Below are 19,948 nucleotides of genomic sequence, written 5' to 3' on the forward strand. Positions count from 1 at the left end.
CCCGTAATCCCAGCCAGGTTGTAACTGGGGAGCTATTGGTTGCAACTCAGCATGGATTGGTTGTAACTCGCGCACACATGGTCGCAACTCATCTCCTATTGGCCGGAATGCACTCTTTTTCGGCAGCACTCGCTCCACTAAAAAAGAGGTTGCCCTCTGATCAGGGCAACCTCTTGAATTCTATTGCAGGTCGGCTTCAGAGCCTACCAGGTAGTCAATGAAGATGTCGAACATTTTGGCTGCTTCTTCACGCGATGCAAGTTTCTTTGGCATGAAGTTGTTGTTGTAGCCCGTTGCGATTTCCAATTCATATAGAACCGTAATCGCTTCTTTTTCTTCTTTTGTCAGTTTGCTGATGTCTTTATACGGTGCGTATTTGTCGACTGGGTATTCGTCGATGGACAATTCGATCAGACGGTGCACAAGCAATGCGAAATGCGCACGTGTAATCGGTTCATTCGGTTTGAATTCAGTCGGGCTGTATCCTTTGATCAATCCGGCTGCAAAAGCGGCATTGATTTCCGCTTGGCGTTCTTTCGGCAATCTGCCGATGTCTTTGAACGGCGCCTTCGTTGTCGGCTCCAGGTCATAGATGCGCGACAGGATCGTAACGGCCTGCCAGCGCGTCAAGTTCTGTTTCGGCGAGAACGTTGTCGCTGTTGTTCCGTTGATGATTTGATCGCGGTACAAATTGTAGATATGGCTGTATGACCAGTCGCTTTCAAATACATCCGTGAATGGCATTTCCGGAAGTTCCGGTTCTTCTTCTGTTGCTTGGAAATCGATTTGTGCGAGAACCGGATCGTGGTCCGACGCATGTCCATGGTATTCCATGAACATCGAGTTGATGTGAAGCATGTCGATATCCGTGCTGTCCGCCAAATTGTTCGTTACCAAAATGTGGTCCAGCACTTGCGAGTTGCCTTGGTAGTAATAAGAGAAACGGTCTTCAAGCGGCACATCTTCAACTTTGTTCGTCAAGTAGTCGCCTTTTAATGCTTTTAGTGCCGGTGTGAATTCGAAATCGTTCATGTCGCCTGTGACAACGACGTTCAAATCTGGATCTTGTTTCTGCCCTTCGGCAATAAAGCCGTTGATTGCTTTTGCAAGCTCAATGCGCTCCGGTACGGAACCAAGAACCGGCGGCTGGTTTTTGCCGAAGAGTGATTGGTCTCCGCCTTTCGAGTTCAAGTGGGCTGTAATGACAACCACTTTTTCGCCCTGGAACTCAAATTGTGCAGCTAACGGTTTGCGTGTGCCTGGCATTGGAATCGGCTGGATACGCCCAGGATTCAAGACAAGCTCCCCGTCTTTCCATGAATTCGTTTCAGTCGATGAACCTTTTGTTCCTTCAACAAGGGAAACGCGTTCCGGGTTGTAAAGGAAGCCGACGCGGATGTTTCCGCCCGGCTCGCCGCCGTCTTTATTGTATTCAGGGGCAATGTCCGTAAATTTGTATTCCGGTCCGCCTGCTGCTTTGATCGCTGCGATTAAGCGCTCGAAGCTTTGAGTTGCATCGCTGTTGCCGGATGCAACCGGGCCGTCGTTGTCCTGCACTTCAATCAAGGAAATGATATCCGGCGAGTTCAAGTTTTTCACAAACGATTCGCCGAGGCGCGCCGCTTTTTCGTTGCTCGTATGGTTTGGATCAGCTGAGAAGTTTTCAACATTGTAGCTCGCTACAGTCAACTTGTCTTCAGCGTTCTCAATCCATGTTGTTTCCGGTTTGACCTTACCGTCCACTAGAGGCGGAAGATCTTTTTCGTTCGTCCATAATTTGTAGTTCCCGAAGCCGAAGCCCATGACGCCGATGACGTCGCCATCAAATGAATCTCCCGCTTTCGCGATGAAACTTTCATTGTTAAAGTCAACAGTGATTCGTTCCGGGTTGTAGTCGTTCTCTGAAAGCAGGATTCCGCCTTGCTTATGGAACTTCGTATTTGGTGAATTTTCCGCCACTACGACAACTTCGCCGTAGCCCTGCGGCCCAAGGATTTTTGCGTTTGGCACTGCCAAGCGCATCAATTCAAGCGATTCCCAGAAATCGATGCCGTCTTCTTCCGGGTCAAACGAAGTCAATCCGTCGTTGTCGATGATTTCAGACGGCGGCTGCACATCCTCGCCGATGACAACCGGTTCAGGAAGCGGTGCCGTTCCAGTTGCCGCAGCTTCTGTTGCGCGAATGCGCGTAATCGGAAGGTCGACGTCTTTCATATCGGAATAGCCTTCCTGGAAATGCTCTTCCACAGTTCCGTTGACTTTCACTAAGTCACCGACAACTAAGCCGTTCGATGCTTTATTGACCATGATGGCTTCCGAAGTGGTCAAATCATTGTCTGGGTTCGTGTCCTGGATGACAAAGTTCGCCGAGTTGTAAAGGTGCGTCACCACTCCGACGATGTCATTCACTACGACGCCTTGGTAATCCGAATAATGGCCATCGCCTTGGATTTCACGGATTTTCAGGTCCGCTGTTTTCAGGACCGTGTAGTCGAATGAAAACACTTCCGATGTTTTATCGCCAATTGCGATTGCTTTGATCGTTGTGTCTTTTGCCAATTTGAATGGTGCTGTGTAAAGTGTGCTGTTGGCTGATGGAGCTGAGCCGTCGAGCGTGTAATAGATTTTCGCGTTGTCCCAGCCTGATTGAAGGACGATTTCCGTTCCATCAGAAATGATGCCCGGGAAGTGGTTTGTGTAAACGGCTGGTTTGTTGACGAGGTCAAAGCTTTCTGACCCTAAAGTTTTTACTTGGTATGAAGTATTGAATTTCGAAGCGATGCCCGATACGCGGATCAGGTCGCCTTCTTTGTATTGTTTGGTAAATTGGTCGAACAGATAGCCGTTGCGGTTGTCATTGCGGACAACGACAGTTTCACCGTTTTCGGCTTTTGCTGTAAACTCGAACGTACCGTAAGCGTTCACAGATGTCAGACCTGTAATGATAGCGTTTTCAATTAAGATGTGTTCGCCTTGTGTTTCTTCATTTACGCCAGCTGGTGTAACGGTTTGCGTTTCCGGCAATGCGTTGTTTTTCGAAACGACTTCGATGCTTGCAGGCTGCAATTGCAGTTCCCCTGAATACTCGGAAGTTTTTCCTGTGAGGCGCACTTTGTCGCCAGGCGCAACATTTGCGCTGCTTGTGTAAACGTACATTCCTGCAGTATTATCCTGGATGTAAAATGCGTTGCCGCCCCAGAAGCCTGTTCCCGTTGTGACGATGCCTTCAACTTGGATCAGTTCGCCGCCAGATGTGCGGGCTTTTGCGATGGAATCGACGATTGTTGCAGGTGGTGCTGGCGGTGGTGTAGTGCCTTCACCGATGATTGTATGTGCTGTTGGAGATTTTAAACCAGACACTGAAAAATATTTTTCCAGGTTCCCCGTAATGGTAACCTGAGCTTTAAAGTTTTCTGGGTGGTCCACTAAGTTCAATGCTGCGCGTACTGATGAACCCGTTGTCAATGCTACCGGCATGATTTTAGCCGGATCTGTTTCATCAGGAGAGTCCGCTAAAGCTAAGTTAGAAGCTACGGTAAACGGCCCTTCCTGTTTGTAACTTGGTCCGCTAATAACTGTTCCAACGATATATCCTTTCACTGTAGCTGTACCGCTGTTATTGGCGATCGCTTCCGCTACTGTAATCGGTTCTGCGGCATTTGCTGTTGCCATGGTTGGCAAGACAGCGGACAAAGCCAGAAGAAGGCTTAAGAAAATCTTGGTGAATACGTTTTTCGACACTCGTTTTCCACTCCTCAGGAGATTTACTATGGTACCGGAATAGTATACTCTATGATTGCCAAAATTTATATTTATTTTTTCGGAATAAGAGAAATAAATACAATTTTCATTCATCGCAGCTATACAGAAGCAGAAACATGATATTTCCAAACACCCCAAGCCCTAATTGGATGCTTTTCGCTTCCGCGAAAAGCGAAAACCTTCTCTTCTATAAAATTTTCCGGCTCTGGCCAGGGATTGGTGGGAATTCAAGGTGAATTAGTGGGAACTCGCCTCCAAGAGGTAGGAACTCACTTTAAAATGGTAATAACTCCCCCCCATTGGTGGGAACTCACCTTCACCCCACTTTTTCTGCACACAAAAAGGCATTTGCGCACAAATGCCTTCTTCTGCTTCTTATTGAATTTTCTTCAGCGCTTTTCCGATGAGGTAATAGGCTTCCGCACCGGTTATTGGCCGGTCTTCTTTCAGCCGTTTTGCAATGGTATTGTCAATGAATCCTTCTTTAACCGCCAGGTCCCACGGACTCTCCGTTTCGGCGGTGATCCCGTTGAATGCAAGAATCAGCTCAGCGGCTTTATCGCGGCTCAATTCCTGGTCTGCCGCTACCAGCCCTTGCATCGCATCTAAATTGATGCGCATTTTTTCAGCTTCGGGCGTTGAGATGCGGTTGGCGCCGTGCATCAGTATGTTTACAAATGCCTGTTCCACCATCGGCTTTTCCACTGGCAATTTATTTTCATATGCCCCTTTGACCAAGCCTAAGTTAAGCAGGGTGCGGACTTCCGGATAAAACCATTCCCCTTCGTAAGAGTAGCCGATGTCGAATGAATAAAGATTGGCGCCTTGCTCTTTCAGTGTACGCTGCAGTTTTTTGATGGCCGCTTTGTCTTTGCTCATTTCCCGCAAGCTCATGTCTTCGTTGATTGAAATGGCCGCTGCTGCACCTGCCGCTTCGCCGGCCGTCATGCCCGTGGGCAATACCCGCGCACTGCCGGCAGCGAGCGAGCTGTAGCCGGCGGCTTTGCTTGCGACGAGCAATCCGTCTACGTTTTGCGGCACAAGCGAGCGGAACGGGATGGCATATTGTACCGGATCGCTGTAGATGGCGCCGTAGTCTTCAATGGACGTGGCTTGTTCATCGACCGGGTAAGCACCGAATCCGATTGAATCCCAATGGTCTTTGTTTTCCCAGACATCGCTCAATGGCAATTGGTACTCCGCTTTTATGTGGCGGGTTTCTCTTATATAAAGTTCTTCCGGGTAACTTGCCACTTCCGCTTTTTCAAATCCCGGGAAGTTGTTGCGCAGAAACTCTACTATATAACGGGTTTCTTCTTTCCCCATTTCGATGGCTGCTTTTTTCGACGCCGGGTCCAGTCCGTCCACGCCGAAAATTTGCAGTGCATTGATGACAATTGTCCCGTCGCTCTGGCGGACAATGTTCAAACCGCGAAGGCGGGTGTCTTTTGCGTAGTGCGCTTTATAATCAAAATGCAGATCGCCGTATCCCCAGGCGACATTGCCGCTTACCTCGCCGCCGCCAAAAACGCCTTCTTTCGATGCTTTTTGGAGCCCTTCCCAGTCGACGCCTTTCAAGTGGATCATCAGCGTCACGGCCATTTTCCGGTCTTCAAGGTTCATGTCTCCGCCGCCAGTAAAATAAGGAGCCCCTGCTTTTACTGCCAAATCCCCGTCTTTTGTGCTGTCGATAAAGCGTTTCGCCGTAACCGTCCGGCTTTCTCCCGACGCTTCCGTCACCCCAATGGCCGAAAGACGTTTGCCTTCTTTCACCGTTTCAGTGATTTGCGTTTCCTTCATTAAGGTCAGGTTATCTTCTTCATCCACCAATTGGTGGAACGCTTTTTCCGCTGTTTCAATGTCAAAGCCTACTTGGCCGCCGACTATCTCATGCCATTCGGCAAAAATGCCGGCATTGGCCGGATTGCCGTTTTTGTCCGAGCTGACATCGAGAAAATTCAGCATGCCGTCTGTCATTAAACCGCCTAAGCTGTCATCCTCGGAGATCAATAGCGTCTTGCTGCCGTTCCGCGCAGCCGAAACAGCCGCCGCCACGCCCTCCGGTTCACCGCCGAAGACCACAACATCGAAGTCGGTTTCAGAAGCTTGTTCCTTAAAGCCCATCCATCCCGCAATCAACAAAATTGCGAGCAGAAGCAATGCAATAAATCCTATATGTGTCTTTTTCATTATGTCCTCCATTTTTCTTATTCCAACTATGCCTCCTGTAATGGTAGCAGACCCCTTGCCTTCTTTCAAACCTCTCCTCGTATACAATTCTTCAGTCACTTGACTTCTTCCGTTCTTTCACGAACAATAAAGATTGGACAAAAAAAGGATCTAAATTAGGTGGTTAATTTATGAAAAAAGAATCGGTTTATCAATTCTTCAAAAGTCATTTGTTTATTATTTCTCTTTTATTATTATTAAAAGTGGTACTGCTGCGCTTCTTATTATTCCAGGAAGTCAGCTTGTTGAAAGCAGTTGTCCTGGAGTTTAGCTATATTGTGCTCTTTGCTGCCATCATTGAATTGATTGCCGTGAAATGGAAGCCAGGGGCGTTTCTCCTGTTCAGCGTACTGTTTTCCACATTGTTTTTAGCGGTCATTATGTACCATTCCTTCTTCGGCCGCATTGTGACGTACTTTGCGCTGTTCCAGGTTGGCCAAGTCGGCACCATTTCAGAAAGCATTACGGCGTTGCTGAATCCGGTCTATATTCTGTTCTTCGCAGACATTCTCATTTTGCTCGTCTTGCTGGCGTTCCGGAAATACCCGCTCAGCACAAAGCCTTTGAATGCGAAATACTTCGTTGTGCCGATTTTATTGGCGTCGATTGTTGTGACGCTCGTCAACTTCACCTCCCATAAAGATGAACTGATTGCGAACAATGTTATTGCCGCAGAAGAAAAAGGGATCCTGAACTACGAAGCGCTCGAAATCGTTTTTGGCCCTGACAGCCAAGTGAACGCACAGACCAATGTATCAGTCGAAAACGCGGCAGAATTGCAAAAAGAAGTTCAGGAGTTGAAAGGCTTAGAGGACATTCCGGTTGAGGATCGCAAATTTTTCGGCGATGCCGAGGGACGCAATTTGATCGTCATCCAAGTTGAGTCGATGCAGAACTTCCCGCTCCGCCTGAATGTCGGCGGCAATGAAGTGACGCCGAACTTGAACAAACTGCTTGATGAAAGTTTTTATTTCCCGAACACAGCCCAGCAGACCGGGCCTGGAAATACATCGGATGCGGAATTCATCTTGAACACCTCGCTTTACCCGGTGGCGTTCAATCCGACTTCCCAAACCTATGGCAATAAACAATTCCCGAGCCTGCCGCGTTTGTTGAACGAGCGGAACTACACGACCATGACGTTCCACGCGGATGACATTTCGTTCTGGAACCGCGATGAACTGTATCCGGCACTTGGGTTCAATAATTTCTACTACGGCGAATTCTTCGGCAATGAAGACGTTATCGGCATCGGCCCGTCCGATGAAGTCATGTTCAACAAAGCCTTGCCGGTATTGAAAGAACAGCACGCCAAAGACAAGCCGTTCTTTGCCCATCTAATCGGGCTGACCAGCCACCATCCGTTTACGTTGCCGGCAGAAGAACGGCAATATGCGCTGCCGGATCAATTCAAAGATTCTTTGACCGGCGATTATTTAGTATCCATGCATTATATGGACCGCGTCATCAACGGTTTTATTGAGCAATTAAAAGCGGAAGGCATGTACGAAAACAGCGTCATTGCCATTTACGGCGACCATTTCGGCCTGCAGCAAAGCGCCATCAGCGAACGCGATGTCGATTTGGTTAGCGAACTGCTTGGCCGCGAGTACCAGACGCTCGACCGTTTGAATGTCCCGTTCATCGTCCATGCACCGGGGATCACGGATCAAGGGCAAACATTTGAGAAAATGAGCGGCCAGCTGGATATGATGCCGACGCTTGCCAATCTGCTTGGTTTGCCGCTCGACGAACAAGTGGTCTTCGGGCAGGATTTGTTGAACCACGATTCCAACCTGCTCGGTGCCCGCTATTACTTGCCAGTCGGTTCGTTCTGGAACGACGACATCCTGTTCATGCCGGAAAAAGGCTATGAAGACGGCACCGCTTTCGATCTGGAAACGGAAACGCCGCTGGATGATTTCAGCCAGTACAAAACGGATTACGACCGCATCCTGCAGCTGGAAAGCTTATCGGATGCTTATCTGGAAAGCTTGCCTGAGCGATAAAAAATGCCCTGCTTCCTTTATATTTTGGAAGCGGGGCATTTTTGTGCAGTTTTGGGTGAGTTGCGACCTTTTGGGGGTGAGTTGCTACGAATCCGGTATGAGTTACAACCTTTTCATGCTGAGTTACTACCAATTCCATCTGAGTTACACCTTTCTGCTTTAGTTAGGTTTTTCTTCTAAATTGTGAGCAAGTCTCTGTGAGTTAGCCCCCTTCCTGTTTGAGTTGCAAGCAATCCTATCTGAGTTACACCCTTTCCTGTTTGAGTTGCAACCAATTTCATCTGAGTTACACCCTTTCCTGCTTGAGTTGCAACCAATTCCATCTGAGTTACACCCTTTCCTGTTTGAGTTGCAACCAATCCTATCTGAGTTACACCCTTTCCTGCTTAAGTTACGACCTCTGCGCTCCATTTACATTCTTAATCAAAAAACCCGATACACTGGCGAACCGGTGTATCGGGTTTTGCTGTTTTATTTGCTTGGTGTTTGCTTGATCAGCAATGAGAACATTTTTGCTGTTTCTTCACGTGTTGTGAATTTAGCCGGCATGTAGTTGCCATTCCAACCGTCTGAGATTTTAAAATCATAAAGCATGCTTACTGCTTTTTGCGACTCTGCATTCAATTTGCTGATGTCCTTGAATGGAGCTACTTTATCCATTGTGTAATCTTTTTCGCTCGCATGGTCGTATAAACGGTTCATGATCAAAGCGAAGTGCTCGCGTGAAATTTTATCGTTCGGGTTAAATTTCGTGCTAGTAACCCCTTTGATCAATCCTGCTTTGACAGCAGCATTAATTTCCGCTTGGCGCTCTGCCGGAAGTTTTGAAATATCCGTGAACTTGGATGCAGGTGCATCCGCTACTGGCAAGCCCAGTGTACGAACCATAAGCGTTACGGCCTGCCAGCGCGGCAAGTCTTGTTTTGGTGAGAATGTGGTTCCTGTTGTACCATTCATGATCTTTTTCGCGTACAAGTCTTGAATGTATGGGTAAGCCCATCCTTTTTCATCAAGATCGGTAAACGGCATTTCCACTTCGCCTGGCTCTTCCGTTACAGGAGCAGGTACGATTCCATATGGGTTTCCTTCTTGCAATGATGCTACGTAATCGATGAACATTTCATAATCGATGTTGCCAGGCTCGCTTACGCGGCCATCTGCATACGCTTCACCAAATGAAGTGTAGCCGTCTCCGCCTTTTGCAGTGAACGTATTCGTCGCAACTTTGTAGTTTTTGTTCAAATCAAGTGCCGTACTTGTTCCATTTTCCACTACTGTCACTTCTGTAACACGTGACCCTGCTGGCTGTGTATTATCAAATTTGAAATCCAGTCCAGCTGTATGCAAGAAACCGCCGGATTCATTCGGATGATCTTTCACACTGTTTTCAAGAGCTGCTTTAATTTCTGTTCCTTTTAGATCCATAATTGCCAGTGCATTACCGAAAGGCATAACCGTCAAAACATCACCGACTGTGATCACGCCTTCTGTAATAGAAGCACGGATACCGCCGCCGTTTTGTACAGCGATGACTGTTGCAGGGTCAATCTTTTTCGCAGTTGAAAGCATGCCTTCTGTAATCAGGCTTCCGAGATTTGTTTCAGAAGCACGGACACCTGTTCCGTCGCCATTTGTTTTGCTGCGGCCGCCGTCAAGAAAAACTGTCGCTTCCGCTCCGATTGATTCGTTCTTAAGTGCGTCAACTTCCACAGAGTATTCTTTCAGCTTTTCAGCAACTGCTGCGTCCGGAGTAAGAGTCGATTTCGCCACTTCGTGAAGAGTTCCAGTGTGAGCCGTGATAACGCCTTCTTCATTGAACGTAACATCCAATTGACCGACGAATTTGCCGTATTCGTTTGCTTGAACGATGACAACCGGGTCCACATTTTCCACTACTTTAGGTGGAGACACTTTCGTATGTGTATGTCCGCCGACAATGACGTCAATTCCTTCCACTTCTTTTGCAAGCGTTAAATCGTTGTCGAATTTAATAGAGTCATCAAAACCGATATGTGTCAACGCCACAATTTTATCTACGCCAGCTTCTTCAAAAGCTGCTACCGCTTCTTCAGCTGCTTCCAGGTAATTGGTGAATTCAACATCGGCCGGACTGGAAATAGAAGCTGTTTCTTCAGTCGTCAAACCGAAAATCCCAATTTCTTCTCCGTTCACTTCTTTAATGATGCCGTTGTAAATTTCGCCGTCCCCGTAATCGGCTGTGTACTCTTTATTTTGCCATTCGCCAAGGAATTCATTTGCTGCAAAGTCCACGTTCGCTGAGACGAATGGGAAATCAGCTTCGGCAACAAATTCATCCAATGCCTGATGGTTGTCCACTGAACCAAGGTCAAATTCATGGTTCCCGAAAGTCATGGCATCGTATTTCATCATATTCATGAATGTCATATCTGCCTGTCCTTGGAAAGTATTAAAGTAAAGCGTTCCAGAAAAAACGTCACCCGCGTCAAGCAACAAATTATTTGGTTTCTTCCCGCGAATATCATTCACAATTGCTGCACGCGTCGCTACATTATCCAAATTCGCATGCGTGTCGTTCGTGTGCATAATCGTCAGTTCAAAATCCCCTTCAGCTGCTTGTACATCAGCCGGCGCTTGAACTCCAATCACACTTGCCGTCAATGCAGCAGCGATTGTGGCCTTAAACACTTTTCCTTTCATTCTGACACCATCCTTAATAGTTTTTTGAGCAATTGCTGTCTACCCAGCTGCCTGTATCGGATCAATGCCTATGTCTGTTTGAACACAGCAAGCAAGCGCAATCATTCGCTTTTAGTGTAGCACGCCCCCTTTTTTAGAACAATAAGATTTTTAAATGAATTGCCATTTAACTAAATCTTTATACCCTCTTTACAATTCCGTAAATAGCACTAGCATTTGCCGTGTTAAAATGATGGAGGTGTGTTTAATTTATCAGGCAATGAAGAAAGTATGGTGATTAAATGGCTTTAAAACGAAAATATTTGGATGAAGTTCAATACGCCCGGGCGCTCGCTTTGTTCGCGGTATTTGCGGTCCATGCAACTTCACACGGCGTAGCAAACACCGATACGGGCTCTTTTATGTTTGGTGTCTATAATTTTTTAAATATCGCTGGAAAGATCGGAACACCGGCATTCATTTTTCTTAGCAGTTTTATTTTGTTTTATACGTATTACCACCGCGACCTAACGGCCAAGTTGTTCCAGCAATTTTATAAGAAACGGCTGCTGTTTATTCTTGTTCCTTATGTCGTTTTTTCGGTGTTCTATTTCCTTATTTATCAGCGCCTATATGGAAGTTTTGACGACATCCCTGCGATGGCGGAAAATTTTCTTTATAAAGTTGCAACCGGCAATGCGCATTTCCATTTGTATTTTGTGTTTGTCAGCGTACAGTTTTACTTGATGTTCCCGGTTCTGCTGTACCTCTTCAAGAAATTCAAGTGGATCCGGAAGTATTCCTTTTTTATCGGCATTGCCATCCAATGGGCATGGGTGCTGTTGAATGCTGAATACGGCTTTGTCCCATCGAAATCGGTTGTGTCGCTTTCTTATATGATGTTTTATTTCTTCGGGGCGTTCCTCGGTGTGTATTATGAATCGGTTGCCGCTTGGATTCGGGACTGGCGAAAGAATTTTGCAGGAATCGTATTCATCTTTGCCGGATTTGCAGCCATGATTTATTTTTATGTCGATATTTATTACAACATCCGCACCGGCCAGCCGACATTCAGCAACCGCGTCGTGGAATTTGCGTGGAGCACACATGCTTTATTTGCATGCGCTGCTATTTTTATCACGGTCCACTTCCTCGCTTCGCTGAAACTGGTTTTCCTAAAAAAACTGCTGACGGAACTCGGCACCGTATCATTCGGCATGTACTTGATCCACCCGTTTTTCCTAATGGTGTTAAGGCCTGTACTGCCCAATAACGGCGAGCCGCTGGAATTCCATTCCTTGCAATTGGCCGTTTTGCTCATTATGTTTTTCGGCAGCTGGTTCACAGTCCGGTTCTTTTATGAATTCGTTCCGCATAGCTGGATTGTTTTCGGAAAAGGAAACCGGCTGCGCGATCTGCCAAAAATCAAAAAAGGAGTTGCCCCTAAACCACTTTAGGGCAACTCCTTTTTGCTTATCGGTTTCGCACTTTTGAATAAGAAATCATTTGCCTTGAACCGGCGGAAGGCTCAAGCAGCAAATCAATCACTTGTTTCGCTGTGTCCCCTGCCCGTTTTTGCAAAGGGGCCACCCGTTCTTCCAATTTTTTCAGTTCGTTCGGGTAATCCGCAAAGATTTTTTCTATAGCGGCCACTATATCTTCAGCCGTCCAGTTGTTCTCGCTGACATTGCCAATGACCGGCTGATTGACAATCGATGCAAATGAATCGATTTTCGGGTCGTACGATAAGGCGGCAAACGGCGTCATTCCGGTGCTTGCAAAAATCAAGGCATGCAGGCGCATCCCGAGCAGCACATCCGAGGCTTTGATCGCCGCCATTTTTTCTTCAATCGAACGATCATGCGGAAGCGTATGGACTTCTTCCTTCATCATATCCGTTACGCGTTTTGATGTTTTCCAATCGTGCTTGCCGTGCATCGGAACCATCACAATGTTATGGCCCTTTTCCGACAAAACATCCAAGGCTGCCGCCACATTTTTCAAGTACGACAAATCGTCTGTCCAGTCCCGTACCGAAACGGAAATGATGCGCCCGGTAAACTGCTTGTGGTCCATCCAGGCGCTTTCAAATCCGGCGGCATCAATGCCCATGACAGGATCCGGCACAATCTGGACCGGCTGCTTGATGCCGATGTCCTTCAGCAACTGCCGGGATGATTCATCCCGCACCGTCAAAAGCTCCGCTGCCTGCAGCGTATTTTTCATGATCATCCGGTTGATCCGGCTTGCCACCGGCCCCATGCCTTGTGCATACACAAAGACCGGCTTTTTCAGGAATTGGGCGATTTTCATGACGCCTGCATAATACGGAATGCTTTTGCGCCCTGTTTCGTCCTGCAGCAGGCTGCCGCCGCCGCTGATCAACCCGTCCGCCGCTTTGATCGCTTTCGCCACTTCTGCGACATTCCAGCGGTTTACCGCTTCTACGCCGTAAGTCCTGGCCGTTTTTTCCGGTTTATTGGACAGCACCACGATGCCGATCTCTGGATAATACTCTTTCAATGATTGGATAATGGCATAAAGAATAGCTTCATCCCCTACATTATCAAAGCCATAATATCCAGACAAAACTATTCTCAAAATTGCCACCTCGCCTTTATCTGATCAACTATCCGTGTGCCGATCCATTTGTACAATAAAATAAGTGCCCCGCCAATGATAAATCCAAAAATGATGCTATATACGCTTCTCAGCAATGAAATTGACAATGGAATATGAAGATGGGTAAACGTATTGACCATCGACAAAAAGCCGATGACTGCCGGAACCAAAAGGAAGTAGCTGGCTTTTACGTTTCGTTTTGCCACATAAAGCGCCACAACAAAAAGCGGGAAGCCGATCAAAAATTCTTTTGTCCGCGGCCGTACGTATAAGATTTGTTCAAGCGCTTGGCGCACCTGCAATTCGATTGCACTGACAGAACCGGTATTTCCCGTTCTGCTGATATAGTACAATCCTAACACAGCAATCAACGCGAAAATCAACATATGCCAATATTTCACGTTCATATTCAACAGGAACTTGAAGTTGCCCCAAATGGCATATAAGGCAATAAAGGCCATCGGCAAAATATAAACAAGTTTAACTCCTCTAAACGAGTCTATACCTAACAGGAACTGATTTCCATTGAGCAATACGACTATAAACCAAATACCTACTAAAGTAACAGCGACCGCCTTGGCATATTCAATCAGCAAATACCCTTTGGCGTCCGTCTTTTTGTTGAGCAGTACTGCTAAAACAGGGGCTGAGACGGCAACGGCAAGCGCAATTGCCTTCAAAATAATGCTTAGTCCAAATAGCATATAAATCAATGCAAGCAGCGCAGTTCCTGCCAGAGTTAGGAATGTCAGCTTGCGATTTTTAACAATGACATCCACTGCAAGCCCCAAAAAGGCGATGGCGCCGATTAAGCCGGCAGCCGTTTGCCAAAGAGGCACTTCATACGAGTCAAATGCAGCGGCTTTTCCACGAGAATTTGATGACAGTCCGGCATCGACATCTGCGCGGATCGTTTTCAAGCCGTCCATTTCTTCATCGTATTCTTCTCCTTTTGTATTCAGGAAAATCGAGCGGATGTTGCGTTCTTTGACCGCCCGGACAATTCGCTCCGAAAATACGGATAACTCTGCAGGATTGACCGGCACACTATGGAGCCGGACGACATCCAAGTCCATTGCATATGCGGCTTGACCGAATCCAACCTGTTCGGGGCCTTCGATTTGAATCAGTGTGTAGCCCGTTTCTTTCATCTCTTCTGAAAATTCTTTCAGTAAATCCGGTTCTCGATAGAAGGGTGAATATGCACCAAGAAATAGCACTTTTTCAATGCCTTCACGCTTTAACGCCAACAGATTATCGGCCATTCGGCGCATTTGGTCTTCTCCATAATCTGCGATGCGGGGAATAACAGTGAATCCGGCATCAATCGCCGCATCGGCCACTTCTTCATCGTAGCCCACCGGAGAAGACAGAATGGTGTCCTGGAAGCCCGGGATGAACACATAATCCACCCCGTTGACTTTGATGGCATGGGTTTCTTCAAACATCTCATCGGTTGTTTCTTTCAACGGAAAATCGGGTGACGAAGCCACAAACAGGCCTTCTTTATTATAAAACTCATCCAGCGGCTCCTGGCGGTTAAGAAGCAGGTGCTCCCGCATACGGGCAGAGTTTACGGCTGTAATAATTCCTTTGCGCTCCAATGTCCGCAAAGTATCCGGCTCTAACGAAATGGATTGGACACCCGCTTCTTTCAAATCGGCAAATATCTGGTCTCTCGTAAGGACCGAATCACTTCCCAGCCATTGGTGAACGAGCTTATACGGCACCACCGTTTCAACTGTATCACTAGATTTTTCTACTTGAACGCGCTGGACGATGGAAGGAATCGTTAAAATCAATGCGGCTAGGACGACGGCGATCAACACTTTTTGCACAAATTACACACCCTTAACTTTTTCATGGTTTGACCCTTTATTTTTCGAACTTCGGAAATCCGCTTCAGGCAGGCGCTTTTTGCAAGGTTTGCTGCCTTTTATCTCATTTGCCCAAGAACTATCAGATGATTTTTCTTAAACTAGCTTCTAATCTATTTCATTATTTTATTCAAGACCGGAATCCGGCTCATATTTTCTTTATCCAATACTTTCAATGCCAGCAGCAGGCCGAAATAGATGATGGCTCCTATTGCTATGGCAATGGCGGTGTAAAGCAAGGCCATGATGCGTGACATGCTTTCGAAATCCACCAGCAAACTTGGCAGCCAGATCACTGCTCCCATCACGAGGGAAGCGATGGCAATGGCCGTGATTTTTTTCGAAAAATACGCGAACGCTGTATATTTCCGGATGAAATATGTATTGATTCCAAACAAAATCAAGTAGACCAAAGCCGTGGAAATGGCGGCGCCGGTCAATCCGTACGTGTTCACGAGGACCAAATTGAGAATCAGTTTAACCATGACGCCGACGATGATGATCCATGCGCCGAGCCTTGCTTTGTTGATGCCTTGCAGCACACCTGTGCCTAGGACCGTCAACGAAGTAAAGAGTGAACTGAAGGAAATAATGGCGACCACCTGGCTCCCTTCCAGATCCGTGAACAGCCCCAGGTTGATTGGCAGCGTCAAAGCCATCAAGCCGACTGCCGCTGGAATCGAAATCAGGTATGTAAGGAAAAACGTGTTTTCAATCAGCTGTTTTGAACCGGTTAAGTCACGCTCGGACAATTTCTTGGAAATCGACGGAATGAGCGGCAATACGACGGAGCTTGCAAACACTGTGACGATTTGCACCAAGGCCAATCCTCTTCCGTAAATGCCGTACAAGTAATTGATTTCATCGCCTGAATTTCCGTAGTTTTTCAATCCGGTCGGAATGGTAATGGAATCCACCAGATTCAGCAGGGCCATCGTGATGGCGCCGATGCAAATCGGAATGGAGATTTTAAGGATGGTTTTTCCGGTTTTCCAGAACGAGCCGTCTTTGATCCGTTTCACTTTCCGGATCGGAGTCCGTTCATACAGCAAGCGCAAATAGACGAAGGATGCAAGCGCTCCGACAATGGAGCCGATCATGATGCCTCCGCCGATTGCTTCGTCGCTGTACAGGTTTTGCACCATGATGACCGCGACCAGCAGAATCAGGCCGACGCGGATAAACTGTTCGATTACTTGGGAAACCGCAGTCGGCGCCATGTTCTCGTAGCCTTGGAAAAAGCCTCTATAAACGGCCATATACGGTGCCACCAGCAATGTGCACGAGACGACGATCAGCGCCGGACGGGTTGCAGGCCCACCGAGCACATCGGCAATCGGATGGGAAAACGCGTAAATCAACAGGAAACTGGCGACGCCAAAGACGGCGGCAAGCACACCGGATACGGAAAAGATCGTTTTGATTTGCTGGTCGTCGCCTTTTGCACGTGCTTCCGCAATCAATTTGGAGATGGCAATCGGGATTCCGGCGACCGACAAAGTCAAAGCCACCATGTAAACCGGATACACAAGAGTGAAAATCCCAAGCACTTCATCTCCTGCAATGTTTTGCAGCGGAATGCGGAACAAGCTTCCGAGAATTTTAGATAATAATGCGGCAATCGATAAGATTAACGTGCTTTTGACTAAGGTATTTTTCATCCTTTGCTAAAAACCTTCCGCTGGACCACCACTAAAGCGAACTTCGGCAAGACGAGCATCCGCTTCCAGCGCGACGGCTGCTTCACTAAGCGGTAAAACCATTCCAGGTTCAGTTTCTGCCAGGCTTCAGGCGCCCGCTTGACGTTTCCGCTGAAGACATCAAAACTGCCGCCTATGCCGATGAAGACACCTTTATCAAATCCGTCGATGTGCCGGCCGATCCATTGTTCCTGCCGTGGAAAGCCAAGTGCTACAAAGACCAGGTCCGGCTGGGAGTCTTTGATGCTTTGCGGCAAAGCCGGATCCGACCAGTCAAAAAATCCGTTTTGGTGTCCAGCTATTTGTATGCCGGGATATTTTTCTTCCACAAGACGGACCGTTTCCCCCAACACCTTCTCTGATGCTCCAAGGAAAAAGATGCGCTGGCGCTTTTCATTGGCCAGTTCCAGCAAGTCCATCATCATATCGTAGCCGCTGACCCTTTCAGGCAGCGATTCGCCGATAATAGCGGCTGCTTTGACGATGCCGATGCCATCCGCTGTAATGTAATCAGCTTTTGTCAAAATCTGCTTATACTCGGAATCTTGCAGCGTATGCATGACAATTTCCGGGTTGGCTGTCACGACAAACGTCTTCTCCTGTTTTTCAATGCGGCCTTGCAATTTTTTGATAAAATCTTTGCGGGTCGTGTCGATAAACGGCACACCCAATATATGTACAAATTTGGTTGTCATGGTTAAAACTCCTCTATTAAGGGCAAAATATTCTATGACAGTATAACATAAACAAAGAAACCCGTGTTCAAGCAGAAAGCACTTGAACACGGGTTTCTCGTGTAAAAATTGTTAAGAATTTATTGAGCCTGTTTTAAGGATTGAGTTGAAAAGATCTTATTTAGCCAGCGGCAGCAGTTTGATATAGGCTCCGTGGACATATGCTTCTGCATATTTGCTGTCCTCGGATTGTACGCGATACCAAGTCGCACCTGCGGCAGTTGCAGTGCCGTTGATGACGACCGGGACATCTGCAGGTTTAATTGTATACAAAGCGGTAGTTGCTGTTGAAGTACCGCTTCTGAAATTCAATCCGTCCGTTGTGGTAATCCCTAAGTTTTTCTTGTTCAGGTCTTTGTTGCCAAGCTTCAAATCCGCCCGGTACATATGGCCGGCGATTTTTTCTCCCCAGAATGCATCCGATGCGTAGCGGACGTTCATGCCGCCGCCTTTATTGCCCAAATAAGCTCCATTATAAAAGCCGCCTGTAGTCGTCAGATAATTAGCGCTGACTTTTTGGGCTGCGTATTCAATGGATTCTCTGAATGTCGCATAAGCGAATGCTGCTTTGTAAGGATCTGCATCCACTGCGCCGTATCCGTAAAGGTTGAATTTATCCTGTGCAATCTTGCTTGTTCCCCAGCCGCTTTCATGGATGGCGTGGGCCATCAAGTAAAGCGCATTGACTTTGTATGTGCTTTCCATTTCCTTAAAAAATTTACCGGTTCCGACAAGCGGACTCGCTGTCCACATTTTGCCGTTTTGGGTTTTTCCTTTATACGGGAAAGCGTCATTCAGGTATTTGTCCAATTCTGCAGCGGTGTAGTTGGATGCTGTACGAAGCGGCAATTTGTTGAAATACTGATGCGCTTCTGTAACGAGCGCACCGGATGCATTAGTGAATGTTGCCCCGTCCCAGCTGTAATACTTCATCCCCGCTACAAATTCTTTCGGCGCTTTGCCGATTTCCCCGGCAGAGGCAAGGCTGCCATTTGAATGGTTGTAAATTTTATGGACCAGGTTGCCAGCCGTTGAAACTTCATAATACGACTGCCCTTTCTTCTGCTGTTCCGGAATCAGCCGGAGCACGCTATGGCTGATATAGCCGATTTTTCCGGCTAATTCCACTTTAACTGTTTTATCCGTAGCATCAAGAAACTTCAATTCGGTGCTCGCCGGTACGTAAGGGCGAAACGTTCCGGCAGAAGCTTTTAATGCTTCTGTCGGATAAATTTCAGTGAATGCGTTAGTAAACGCAATGCCTTGTTTCATCCAAAGAACTTTGTTGCTGCGTTCAACTGCCTGCGTGTTTGAATTGCCTTGAACGTATTTTTTCGCTTCTGAGAAAGCATCAAAATGTTTTACTACGGTTGTTTTATCTGCTGTGACTGTAACCGCCTGGAATTCTTTGGCTACAGGCACTTCAGGTACATCCGTGTGCTCTTTTGCTCTCAGCATAACAAGCGCCACCATCCATCTTTTTGAACTGTCTTTCGGTTTGAAGGTGCCGTCCGAATTCCCTTGTAAAATTCCTAAATGCGAAAGAATGCGGACATCCGTTACATGGTCTTTCAATATAGTAGATAAATCTTTAAATTCCAAGGCCGCAGTCGTTGCCACATCCACTTTCACACCTTTGGCCGTCAATGCGCGGGATACCATCGTCGCCATTTGTTCACGTGTGATGGAGGCATCCGGTTTGAATGTTTTGTCCGGATATCCTTGGACGATTCCCGCTTGTACCGCATCCATTACCGGCTGGTAAAACCACTGGCCAGCTTGGACATCTTTGAAATTTACAGCTGCAGCCGTTACTTCGGGGCTTGCCAATCCAGCACTTTTGAATTGGGCACTTTCTATATCTGTGCCAAGCCCAAAGGTTTTAATGACCATCTTCGCAAATTCTGCCCGCGTCACTTCGCGTTCCGGTTGAATCGATCCGCCTGGATAGCCGGATATTACGCCGAGCGCCATCAATTCCCTCATCTCTTTTTCGTATCGATGCCCGCTCAGGTCATCTGCCGCTTGCACCAGCGACGGGCTGAATAATGATAATGCCAGTACCGCCGTGATTGCCATCAATAATAGTTTCTTCATTCTTTATTGAATCCCCCTTATTGGAAATAAAATCCTTTATCTCAGAAAAACCAAACTCGTTCTTTTGACCTTCCCTGTAGTAAATACCTTATATGAAAAGCAGAACAATAAATATCATACTTTTTATCTAATTTATGCATATATTTAACATTAAGTCGCATTTAGTTCATTCTCAATATAATTCAGCTTATTACCAAATGGTATAGATACTTTCATTATTTTTACAATATTTTGTCATTTATAAAATAATTAGAAATAAA

10 protein-coding genes are annotated in these 19,948 nt (G+C 46.9%); 2 read left to right on the forward strand and 8 right to left on the reverse strand.

Annotated elements, in window-relative coordinates; translation table 11 throughout:
- Positions 1 to 180 precede the first annotated feature (180 nt).
- Positions 181 to 3,741: a DUF6359 domain-containing protein gene (locus BLQ32_RS11790; protein WP_074510481.1), complete on the reverse strand. Its 3,561-nt coding sequence runs from the start codon at positions 3,739 to 3,741 to the stop codon at positions 181 to 183.
- Between the two features lie 396 nt (positions 3,742 to 4,137).
- Complete coding sequence (locus tag BLQ32_RS11795) at positions 4,138 to 5,952, reverse strand: FAD-dependent oxidoreductase (protein ID WP_074510482.1); 1,815 nt, start codon at positions 5,950 to 5,952, stop codon at positions 4,138 to 4,140.
- Between the two features lie 170 nt (positions 5,953 to 6,122).
- Here BLQ32_RS11795 and BLQ32_RS11800 point away from each other — a divergent pair, with 170 nt between their 5' ends.
- Positions 6,123 to 8,000: an LTA synthase family protein gene (locus tag BLQ32_RS11800; RefSeq protein WP_074510483.1), complete on the forward strand. Its 1,878-nt coding sequence runs from the start codon at positions 6,123 to 6,125 to the stop codon at positions 7,998 to 8,000.
- 471 nt (positions 8,001 to 8,471) lie between these two features.
- Here the strand turns inward: BLQ32_RS11800 and BLQ32_RS11805 are convergent, their stop codons facing one another.
- The gene (locus BLQ32_RS11805; protein ID WP_074510484.1) at positions 8,472 to 10,679 is read right to left on the reverse strand and encodes a 5'-nucleotidase C-terminal domain-containing protein; all 2,208 of its coding nucleotides are present in this window, start codon (positions 10,677 to 10,679) and stop codon (positions 8,472 to 8,474) included.
- Positions 10,680 to 10,960: 281 nt separating this feature from the next.
- On the opposite strand from BLQ32_RS11805, the gene BLQ32_RS11810 reads away from it, so the two are divergent.
- Positions 10,961 to 12,115, forward strand: coding sequence for an acyltransferase (locus BLQ32_RS11810; protein WP_074510485.1), 1,155 nt, complete (start codon positions 10,961 to 10,963; stop codon positions 12,113 to 12,115).
- Between the two features lie 16 nt (positions 12,116 to 12,131).
- On the opposite strand, the gene csaB is transcribed toward BLQ32_RS11810, so the two are convergent.
- The 5 genes from csaB to BLQ32_RS11835 all read right to left on the reverse strand — a co-directional run bounded on the left by csaB (position 12,132) and on the right by BLQ32_RS11835 (position 19,688).
- Positions 12,132 to 13,268 (reverse strand): polysaccharide pyruvyl transferase CsaB, encoded by a 1,137-nt coding sequence (gene csaB / locus BLQ32_RS11815; RefSeq protein WP_342342125.1) that lies wholly within the window; start codon positions 13,266 to 13,268, stop codon positions 12,132 to 12,134.
- Entirely contained in the window at positions 13,256 to 15,118 is a 1,863-nt protein-coding gene (locus tag BLQ32_RS11820; protein WP_074510487.1) for a DUF5693 family protein, read from the reverse strand. The genes csaB and BLQ32_RS11820 overlap by 13 nt, the downstream gene beginning before the upstream one ends.
- Before the next feature lie 152 nt (positions 15,119 to 15,270).
- Complete coding sequence (locus BLQ32_RS11825) at positions 15,271 to 16,818, reverse strand: putative polysaccharide biosynthesis protein (protein ID WP_074510488.1); 1,548 nt, start codon at positions 16,816 to 16,818, stop codon at positions 15,271 to 15,273.
- Positions 16,815 to 17,552 (reverse strand): WecB/TagA/CpsF family glycosyltransferase, encoded by a 738-nt coding sequence (locus tag BLQ32_RS11830; protein ID WP_036809913.1) that lies wholly within the window; start codon positions 17,550 to 17,552, stop codon positions 16,815 to 16,817. The genes BLQ32_RS11825 and BLQ32_RS11830 overlap by 4 nt, the downstream gene beginning before the upstream one ends.
- A gap of 156 nt (positions 17,553 to 17,708) precedes the next feature.
- On the reverse strand, positions 17,709 to 19,688 hold the full coding sequence (locus BLQ32_RS11835) for an S-layer homology domain-containing protein (protein WP_074510489.1): 1,980 nt from the start codon (positions 19,686 to 19,688) through the stop codon (positions 17,709 to 17,711).
- Between the last annotated feature and the right edge of the window lie 260 nt (positions 19,689 to 19,948).

Origin of the sequence: Planococcus glaciei (assembly GCF_900099655.1) — a bacterium.
GTDB lineage: Bacteria > Bacillota > Bacilli > Bacillales_A > Planococcaceae > Planococcus > Planococcus glaciei.

Coding starts and splice junctions, on each gene's coding strand:
- BLQ32_RS11795 (WP_074510482.1), bottom strand. CDS start 5,952: ATGAAAAAGACACATATAGGATTTATTGCATTGCTTCTGCTCGCAATT.
- BLQ32_RS11800 (WP_074510483.1), top strand. CDS start 6,123: ATGAAAAAAGAATCGGTTTATCAATTCTTCAAAAGTCATTTGTTTATT.
- BLQ32_RS11805 (WP_074510484.1), bottom strand. CDS start 10,679: ATGAAAGGAAAAGTGTTTAAGGCCACAATCGCTGCTGCATTGACGGCA.
- BLQ32_RS11810 (WP_074510485.1), top strand. CDS start 10,961: ATGGCTTTAAAACGAAAATATTTGGATGAAGTTCAATACGCCCGGGCG.
- BLQ32_RS11825 (WP_074510488.1), bottom strand. CDS start 16,818: ATGAAAAATACCTTAGTCAAAAGCACGTTAATCTTATCGATTGCCGCA.
- BLQ32_RS11830 (WP_036809913.1), bottom strand. CDS start 17,552: ATGACAACCAAATTTGTACATATATTGGGTGTGCCGTTTATCGACACG.
- BLQ32_RS11835 (WP_074510489.1), bottom strand. CDS start 19,688: ATGAAGAAACTATTATTGATGGCAATCACGGCGGTACTGGCATTATCA.